12 protein-coding genes are annotated in these 8,481 nt (G+C 66.0%); all 12 read right to left on the bottom strand.

Annotated elements, in window-relative coordinates; translation table 11 throughout:
* Window positions 1-88 precede the first annotated feature (88 nt).
* Complete coding sequence (nuoF, locus tag ACFDTH_RS15995; RefSeq protein WP_375288555.1) at window positions 89-1,390, bottom strand: NADH-quinone oxidoreductase subunit NuoF; 1,302 nt, start codon at window positions 1,388-1,390, stop codon at window positions 89-91.
* Window positions 1,390-1,650, bottom strand: a complete 261-nt coding sequence (locus ACFDTH_RS15990) for a hypothetical protein (RefSeq protein ID WP_375288554.1) — start codon at window positions 1,648-1,650, stop codon at window positions 1,390-1,392. Before ACFDTH_RS15990 ends, nuoF begins: the two co-directional genes overlap by 1 nt.
* Window positions 1,643-2,335, bottom strand: coding sequence for a complex I 24 kDa subunit family protein (locus ACFDTH_RS15985; protein WP_375288553.1), 693 nt, complete (start codon window positions 2,333-2,335; stop codon window positions 1,643-1,645). Before ACFDTH_RS15985 ends, ACFDTH_RS15990 begins: the two co-directional genes overlap by 8 nt.
* 204 nt (window positions 2,336-2,539) lie before the next feature.
* Window positions 2,540-3,805, bottom strand: a complete 1,266-nt coding sequence (locus ACFDTH_RS15980; RefSeq protein ID WP_375288556.1) for an NADH-quinone oxidoreductase subunit D — start codon at window positions 3,803-3,805, stop codon at window positions 2,540-2,542.
* An 8-nt stretch (window positions 3,806-3,813) separates the two neighbouring features.
* Window positions 3,814-4,662, bottom strand: a complete 849-nt coding sequence (locus ACFDTH_RS15975) for an NADH-quinone oxidoreductase subunit C (protein ID WP_375288552.1) — start codon at window positions 4,660-4,662, stop codon at window positions 3,814-3,816.
* A 133-nt stretch (window positions 4,663-4,795) separates the two neighbouring features.
* Window positions 4,796-5,383 (bottom strand): NuoB/complex I 20 kDa subunit family protein, encoded by a 588-nt coding sequence (locus ACFDTH_RS15970; RefSeq protein WP_375288551.1) that lies wholly within the window; start codon window positions 5,381-5,383, stop codon window positions 4,796-4,798.
* Window positions 5,353-5,727 carry an NADH-quinone oxidoreductase subunit A gene (locus ACFDTH_RS15965; RefSeq protein ID WP_375288550.1) on the bottom strand — a complete coding sequence of 125 codons (375 nt, stop codon included), beginning with the start codon at window positions 5,725-5,727 and terminating at the stop codon, window positions 5,353-5,355. Before ACFDTH_RS15965 ends, ACFDTH_RS15970 begins: the two co-directional genes overlap by 31 nt.
* Window positions 5,728-5,850: 123 nt before the next feature.
* Window positions 5,851-6,663 carry an inositol monophosphatase family protein gene (locus tag ACFDTH_RS15960; RefSeq protein ID WP_375288549.1) on the bottom strand — a complete coding sequence of 271 codons (813 nt, stop codon included), beginning with the start codon at window positions 6,661-6,663 and terminating at the stop codon, window positions 5,851-5,853.
* On the bottom strand, window positions 6,663-6,998 hold the full coding sequence (locus ACFDTH_RS15955; protein WP_375288548.1) for a type II toxin-antitoxin system PemK/MazF family toxin: 336 nt from the start codon (window positions 6,996-6,998) through the stop codon (window positions 6,663-6,665). The genes ACFDTH_RS15960 and ACFDTH_RS15955 overlap by 1 nt, the downstream gene beginning before the upstream one ends.
* Window positions 6,976-7,194, bottom strand: coding sequence for a hypothetical protein (locus ACFDTH_RS15950; protein WP_375288547.1), 219 nt, complete (start codon window positions 7,192-7,194; stop codon window positions 6,976-6,978). Before ACFDTH_RS15950 ends, ACFDTH_RS15955 begins: the two co-directional genes overlap by 23 nt.
* 47 nt (window positions 7,195-7,241) lie before the next feature.
* On the bottom strand, window positions 7,242-7,805 hold the full coding sequence (gene efp, locus ACFDTH_RS15945) for an elongation factor P (protein WP_375288546.1): 564 nt from the start codon (window positions 7,803-7,805) through the stop codon (window positions 7,242-7,244).
* Between the two features lie 59 nt (window positions 7,806-7,864).
* Window positions 7,865-8,481 (bottom strand): M23 family metallopeptidase (locus ACFDTH_RS15940; protein WP_375288545.1); only part of this gene is annotated, 617 nt, incomplete at its 5' end.

Raw genomic sequence — 8,481 nt, 5'->3', positions numbered from 1 at the left:
GGCAGATATGATTGCCCCAGCGCTTCGTAGCGCTGCGCCACGACAGGTTCTGAATATCCTGCGAACAGCAAGATAAGCAGAAGCGCTCTCACTCCGCCGCCTCCTGCATCGGCGCCAGATCTCCGCCCCGCTCGGTGATCCGCCGCTCCAGCTCGGGGCGGAAGTGCTTGATCAGGCCCTGGATCGGCCAGGCCGCGGCGTCGCCGAGCGCGCAGATCGAATGGCCCTCGACCTGCTTGGTGACCTGCTGGAGCATGTCGATCTCGCCGATCTCGGCGTCGCCGGTGCGCAGCCGCTCCATCACGCGCCACATCCAGCCGGTGCCCTCGCGGCACGGGGTGCACTGGCCGCAGCTCTCGTGCTTGTAGAAATAGGAGATGCGGCTGATCGCGCGGACGATGTCGGTGGACTTGTCCATCACGATGACCGCCGCGGTGCCGAGGCCCGAGCCGACCTTCTTCAGCCCGTCGAAGTCCATCGGGCAGTCGATAATCTCGGCGGCGGGCACCAAAGGCACCGAGGAGCCGCCGGGGATCACCGCGAGCAGATTGTCCCAGCCGCCTCGGATGCCGCCGCAATGCTTTTCGATCAACTCGCGGAAGCTGATCGACATTGCTTCCTCGACCACCGTCGGCTTCTCAACATGGCCGCTGATCTGGAACAGCTTGGTGCCCTTGTTGTTTTCCGCGCCGAAGCTGGAGAACCACTCGGCGCCGCGGCGCAGGATGGTGGGGGCGACCGCAATCGACTCGACGTTGTTCACCGTCGTCGGACAGCCGTAGAGCCCCGCCCCGGCCGGGAACGGCGGCTTGAGGCGCGGCTGGCCCTTCTTGCCCTCCAGGCTCTCGATCATCGCGGTCTCTTCGCCGCAGATATACGCGCCGGCGCCGCGATGGACGAAGACGTCGAAGTCGTAGCCCGAGCCGCAGGCGTTCTTGCCGACCAGGCCGGCGTCATACGCCTCCTGCACCGCGGCGAAGAGCGTCTCAGCCTCGCGGATATACTCTCCGCGGATGTAGATGTACGCCGCCCGCGCGCGCATCGCGAAGCCGGCGACCAGCGCGCCCTCAATCAATTTGTGCGGATCGTGGCGGATGATCTCGCGATCCTTGCACGAACCGGGTTCGGACTCGTCGGCGTTGATCACCAGGAAGCTCGGCCGGTCGGCGCGCGGCTCCTTGGGCATGAACGACCATTTCGTGCCGGTCGGGAACCCCGCCCCGCCCCGCCCGCGCAGGCCGGAGGCCTTCACCACGTCAATGATCCGGTCCTGCCCGAGATTGAGCAGAGCCTTGGTGTTATCCCAGTCGCCCCGAGCGCGCGCGGCATCCAGCCGCCACGACTGGAAGCCGTAGAGGTTGGTGAAGATGCGGTCCTTGTCGGCGAGCATCAGGCGCGGGCCTCAACAGCGGACATGCGGCGATCCATAGCGACCATACCGGCTTTGAAGTTGTCCATGCTCTCGTGATGGCTGGCGAGATGCCCCACCAGTCCTTGCTCCAGGTGCGTGGTGGCAGTGATGCGGCGCTCGACCTGCGCGACGCGCTCCTCAAGCCGGTCCAAGCGAGCATCGAGCTGATCAAACCGCGCATGCACCCGACGAAACTGTTCCGCCATGAAGCTGATGGTGTTGTCCTGCTCCTCAGCCATGCGCCGCCTCCGTGCGGTTCCACTCGCCCCGATAATCGTGGTTCTCGCCCACCATCGCGTGGAGCGAGGTCACCCCGCCATACGGCTCCACCGTATGCCGTCCCGGCTCCTGCGTGCCCGCCTTGGGCGTCTCGCCGCGCTCCAGCGCTTCCAGGATCGCGACGGTGCGGTCGTAGTCGAGGTCCTCGTAATTGTCGTCGTTGATCTGGACCATCGGCGCCGAGGCGCAATTGCCCATGCACTCGACCTCGGTCAGCGTGAACAGGCCGTCGGGCGTGGTCTTGCCCTTGATCAGCCCCTTGTTCTTGCACGCCGCCAGCACGTCATCCGAGCCGCGCAGCATGCACGGCGTGGTGCCGCAGACCTGGACGTGGAAGCGACCGACCGGCGCCAGGTTGAACATCGTGTAGAAGGTCGCGACCTCGAATACGCGGATGTAGGGCACGCCGATCTCGCGCGCGACGAACTCGATCACCGGCACGGGCAGCCACCCCTGCGTCTGCGTCTCCTCGCCGACCTGCCGCTGGGCGAGATCGAGCAAGGGGATCGACGCGGATTGCTCGCGCCCGGCGGGATAGCGCGCGAGGATCGCGTTGCGCTTCTCGCGGCTCGCCTCGGACCAGGCGAACGCGCCCCAGCGCGCGCGGACCTCGGCCTCGTCGGGGATGGTGGGGGCGTCAGACATATTGAATTCCACAACGAGACTGGTTGTATTTCCGAAGCGCTCGTTCTCGAGCCGCAATACCGGAGACCCACACGATCAGTGCCGCGACAACTGCTAAAAGCGGCCAGACACGCCCAAACTCATAGTTTCGGAAGAGATAGAAAAACGAAAAATACCCAGCCGCCCTGACCGTAATGGTGAACCATCGGGTTTTCCAGACAGGCCTCACCGGTCGCACTCCCCGAACACGATGTCCATCGCGCCAAGGATGGCCGTCGTGTCCGCCAGCATGTGCCCGCGGCTCATGAAGTCCATCGCCTGCAAATGCGAGAACGCGGTCGGCCGGATCTTGCAGCGGTACGGCTTGTTGCTGCCGTCGCTGACCAGATACACGCCGAACTCGCCCTTGGGGCTTTCGGTCGCGACATACACCTCGCCCGCCGGGACGTGATAGCCCTCGGTGTAGAGCTTGAAGTGGTGGATCAGCGCCTCCATCGAGCGCTTCATCTCGGCGCGCTTGGGCGGCACCACCTTGCGGTCAAGCGAGGCGATCGGCCCCTCGGGCATCTCGGCCAGGCACTGCTTCATGATCCGCGCCGACTGGCGGACCTCCTCCACGCGCACCATGAACCGATCGTAGCAGTCGCCGCGGGTGCCGACCGGCACCTCGAAGTCCATCTTGGCATAGACATCATAGGGCTGCTGCTTGCGGAGGTCCCAGGGGATGCCCGCCGCGCGGATCATCGGGCCGGAGAAGCCCCAGGCGATCGCATCATCACGGCTCACCGTCGCGATGTCGACGTTGCGCTGCTTGAAGATGCGGTTGTCCGCGACCAGGCTGATCGCATCCTCGAACAGCCGCGGCAGGCGGGTGTCGAGCCATTCGGCGATGTCGGTCAGCAGCTTCAGCGGGACATCCTGGTGGACGCCGCCCGGCCGGAAGTAGTTGTGGTGCATGCGCGCACCGGTCGCGCGCTCCAGGAAGCCGTAGCAATCCTCGCGGATCTCGAACAGCCACAGGTTCGGCGTCATCGCGCCGACGTCCATGACGTGGCTGCCGAGATTGAGCATGTGGTTCGAGATGCGGGTCAGCTCGGCGAAGAACACGCGCAGATATTGCGCGCGGATCGGCACCTCCAGATCGAGCAATTTCTCGATCGCCAGCACGAAACTGTGCTCCATGCAGGCGGGCGAGCAATAGTCGAGCCGGTCGAAATACGGGATCGCCTGCGCGTAGGTCTTGTACTCGATCAGCTTCTCGGTGCCGCGGTGAAGCAGGCCGACGTGCGGATCGATCCGCTCGACGATCTCGCCGTCCAGCTCCATGACGAGGCGTAGCACGCCATGCGCCGCGGGATGCTGCGGGCCGAAGTTGATCGTGTAGTTCTGGATCGCGACATCGCCCGTCGTCTCGTGCGAGGCATCGGTGCGGTGCAGAATCTTGTCGACGGCGGGATCGACCTGGCGATCGACGGCCTCGTCCTTATGCATCAGATCGGTCATTGGTTCTGACCTCCCTTGCCAGGCACCACATCCGGATCGGCGGGCTTGGGCCCGCCGCCGTCCGGGCCGGCAGCGCCCCTGCCCGTCTCGGCGGTGCTCTTCGCATCTTCCTTGGCATAGGGCTGGCTCGGCGCCGCGGCCTCCCTCTTGGCGGACTGGCTCGCGTCCGCCTTCTGGATCGCATCGGCGGAGAGCGGCGTCGGCGCGCCCTTGGCCTCGGGCAGTTTGGCCTTCTCGTCGCCCGGCAACACGTATTCGGCGCCTTCCCACGGGCTCATGAAGTCGAAGGTGCGGAAATCCTGCGCCAGGCTGACCGGCTCATAGACGACGCGCTTGGCCTCTTCGGAATAGCGCATCTCGACATAGCCGGTCAGCGGGAAGTCCTTGCGGAACGGATGCCCGCGGAAACCATAATCGGTCAGGATGCGGCGCAGGTCGCGGTTGCCGGCGAACAGCACGCCGTACATGTCGAAGACCTCGCGCTCCAGCCAGCCCGCGACTGGCCACAGCCCGGTCACCGACGGGATCGGCTGTTCCTCGTCGGTGGCGACATGGACGTGGAGGCGGTGGTTGCGGGTCAGCGACAGCAGGCAATAGACCACCTCGAACCGCTCGGCGCGATCCGGATAGTCGACCCCGGCGATCTCCATTAGCTGCTGATATTCCAGTCCCGGCGTGTCGCGCAGCACGGTCAGCGCCGCGATCAGGTGATCGCGGTGGACGTGCAGCTGCACCTCGCCGGCGCGCGCGAAGGCATCGACCAGCCCGACCGGGATCGCGGCCTGCGCGGCCTCGATCGTCGCGTCGTTCAGGTCATACGCAAAGGCGGGAGCGGGGGCGCGCATCAGATCCTCCCCTGCAAGGGGAGGTGGCAGCGCGCAGCGCTGACGGAGGGGTATTCCCCTCCCGATGGCGCGATACCCCTCCGGCGCTGCGCGCCACCTCCCCTTGCAGGGGAGGAAAAGAGTGCGGGCGCCCTCACCGTTCGATGCTCCCTGCGCGGCGGATCTTCCGCTGCAGCTGCATGATGCCATACAGCAGCGCCTCGGCCGTCGGCGGACAGCCGGGGACGTAGATGTCCACCGGCACGATCCGGTCGCAGCCGCGCACCACGCTGTAGCTGTAATGGTAATAGCCGCCGCCATTGGCGCACGAGCCCATCGAGATGACGTACTTCGGCTCGGACATCTGGTCGTACACGCGGCGCAGCGCCGGGGCCATCTTGTTGCACAAGGTGCCCGCGACGATCATCACGTCCGACTGGCGCGGGGAGGCGCGCGGGGCGGCGCCGAACCGCTCCAGGTCGTAGCGCGGCATGTTGACGTGGATCATCTCCACCGCGCAGCAGGCGAGACCGAAGGTCATCCACCAGAGCGAGCCGGTGCGCGCCCATTGGAACAGCTCCTCGGTGGAGGTGACCAAAAAGCCCTTATCGGTCAGTTCGCCGTTGAGGCTGTCGAAGAAGCCCTGATCGGGCGGCACCACCGCGCCGCTGCCGGCGGCACGCTGCAACTCAACCGGACCGGAGTGAAGCTCTACTCCCAATCCAACGCTCCCTTCTTCCATGCGTAGACGAGCCCGAGCGCGAGCTCGCCGATGAAGATCATCATGCTGATCCATGCCGTCCAGCCCAGGCTGAAGACGCTGACTGCCCAGGGATATAGGAAGGCGGCCTCGAGATCGAAGATGATGAACAGGATGGCGACGAGGTAAAAGCGGACGTCGAACTGGGCACGGCTGTCCTCAAAGGCGGGAAAACCGCACTCATATTCGGACAGCTTCTCGGGCGTCGGCTTGTGGCTGCCGGTCAGGCGGGCGACCGCCATCGGCAGGAACACGAACGTCGCCGAAAGCGCCAGCGCGACCCCGAGGAACATCAGGATCGGCAGATATTGCGACAGGTCGAGCAAAGGGCTTCTCGCAAGTGCGAACGGAACGGGGTCGCTTTAGGCCTGCCCGAAAGGGGGGGCAAGGCATTGGACCCATGAGAATGAATCGCAACTCGCCGGTGTTTCCGGCGCGTTGCTTGCGCGTCAGCGCAGCGCGCCGGCGACCAGCTTGTGCAGCTTCGAATGGAGCGCGTCGTTGGCCGCCAGGAACTCGTTGCGCTCGATCGCGCGGTCGCCGCCGCGGAAGTCGGTAACGAAGCCGCCCGCCTCCTTCACCAGCAGCATGCCGGCGGCGACGTCCCAGATCTTGAGGTCGCTTTCCCAGAAGCCATCGAAGCGGCCCGCGGCCACCCAGGCGAGGTCCAGCGCGGCCGAGCCCAGGCGGCGGATGCCGGCGATCTGCGGCGCGACCGCCCCGAAGATGCGGCTCCACTGGACGAAATCGCCATGCCCCAGGAACGGGATGCCGGTGGCGATCAGCGCTTCCGAAAGGTCTCGGCGCGCGGAAACGCGAAGCCTCTGATCCTGAAGCCAGGCGCCCCTGCCCTTCTCCGCCCAGAAGCTCTCGTCGGTCAGCGGCTGATAGACCAAAGCGGTCGTGATCTCGCGCTTGCCGTTCGGCAACGGCTCCTCGACTGCGATCGAGATCGAGAAATGCGGGATGCCGTGGAGGAAGTTAGACGTGCCGTCGAGCGGATCGATGATGAAGCGCGGCTTGTCCGGATCCCCCGCGACTTCGCCGCTCTCCTCCATGATGAAGCCCCAGTCGGGGCGGGCATGGCGCAGTTCCTCGAACAGCGTCTGCTCAGCCCGCTTGTCCGCCATGGAGACGAAATCCGCCGGGCCCTTCTTGGAGACCTGGAGCTGCTGGACCTCGTTGAAGTCGCGCCGCAGCCGCGGCGCCGCCTTGCGCGCTGCGCGGTCGATGACGGTGAGGAGACCGGAATGGGATGGCATCAGCGGGTCAATCCGAAATGAAGTTTGATGGCGTCGTCGATGGCCGCCATGTCGGCGCGGCTCAACGAAGCGAGACGCGATTTCACTCGCCGCTTGTCCGCGGCCATGATCTGGTCGGCCATTGCCTTGCTGCGCTGATCGCCCACCGTCACTACCGCCTCGCCGGGATAGACCCGCGACGTATTGGATGTGAGTGGCATCGCCATTACGCGGGGTAGGTTCCGGTTGGCGGCATCGTTGCTGACGATCACCGCAGGGCGGGTCTTGCGGATCTCGCTACCGACCGAAGGATCGAACTCGACCCACCACACCTCACCGCGCTGCATCGACGCCATCGTTCGCCAGCGCGGAGATCCACTCCTGCGCCTCCGCCTCTCGTTCGGCGTCCTGGGCCATGGCGCGATATCCACCGTCCAGCGAGGCATCCGACACGTGCGGGCGCAGGATGTCCGACACGAACTGGCTGATCCGGCGTGGTTCGACACGCCGTCGCAGCCCCTCGTATACATCCTCGTCAAGCGTGATGGTCATGCGCCTGTGCATGGTGCATAGTGCATAGCAGCCCGCTTACGGCCGGTCTAGTCCGCCCGCTTGACGTACGTCCCCTCGTACACGTCCACCACGATCCGCGTCCCGGCACCGATGTGCGGCGGCACCATGACACGCACGCCATTGTCGAGGATCGCGGGCTTGTAGCTGGACGAGGCGGTCTGCCCCTTTACCACCGCGTCGGCCTCGACGATCGTCGCCTCGACATGGTTGGGCAGCTCGACCGAGATCGCACGCTCCTCGTGCAGCTCCATCACCACGTCCATGCCGTCGGTCAGGAACGCGGCCTGGTCGCCCAGCAGGTCGCGCGGCAGCGTCACCTGATCGTAGGTTTCCTTGTCCATGAAGACGAGGTCGTCCCCCTCGGGATAAAGGAACTGGAAGTCCTTGGTATCCAGGCGCACGCGTTCCACCGTCTCGGCCGAGCGGAAGCGGACGTTCGTCTTGCGGCCGTCGATCAGGTTCTTCATCTCGACTTGCATGTAGGCGCCGCCCTTGCCGGGCTGGGTGTGCTGGATCTTCACCGCGCGCCAGATGCCGCCTTCATACTCGATGATGTTGCCGGGACGGATGTCCACGCCGCTGATCTTCATGGATTGAACCTGTGCGAAAGAGCTGGGCGCTGCTGGCGCGGCGCCGATGGCGCAGGGGTCTAGCGTTCCGCCGCCGTTCCGGCAAGCAGCGGGTATGGGTTGACGTCCTGCCCCTGCCACCATCGTTCTTCCGGTCGCATGCGCTGCACGCCGAAGTGAAGATGATAGTTTCCGGGCGCGGCATCGCCGGTGTCGCCGACGTTGGCGATCCACTGCCCGGCTTTCACCGCCACCCCCTCGCGCATGCCGGGTGCATAGCCGGCGAGGTGCGCGTAATAATGGATCCAGCGCCGGTCGTGCGTGCGGACGTAGAGCGTGGTGCCGCCGCGTTCGCTCTCGAACAGCTTCTCGACTCTGCCCGCGGCTGCCGCGACGACGCGAGTGTCGGCGGGGGCGAGGATGTCGAGGCCGTGATGCGCCCGCGCCCCGCCCTCGCGCGGATCGCCCCAGCTGTCGCGCAGCGCGCCGCGCGGGATACCGGCGACCGGCACGACCAGACCGAGGCGCTGTGCTGGTGCGACCGGCTCCTGCATGGAAGGCGCGGGAACCGGCACCCGCCGCTCTCCCGGCCCGAACGACAGCATCGACGCGAACAGCGCGGCGGCGACCAGGATGATCGCAAGGATCGCCCAGCCGAGCCGCGTCATCGCGTCACGCCCGGAACACCACCGGCGTG

The organism is Sphingomonas sp., assembly GCF_042096255.1.
Classification (GTDB): Bacteria; Pseudomonadota; Alphaproteobacteria; order Sphingomonadales; family Sphingomonadaceae; genus Sphingomonas.
The sequence above is the reverse complement of the archived record's forward strand: the minus strand, read 5'-3'. Positions and strand labels throughout refer to the sequence as shown.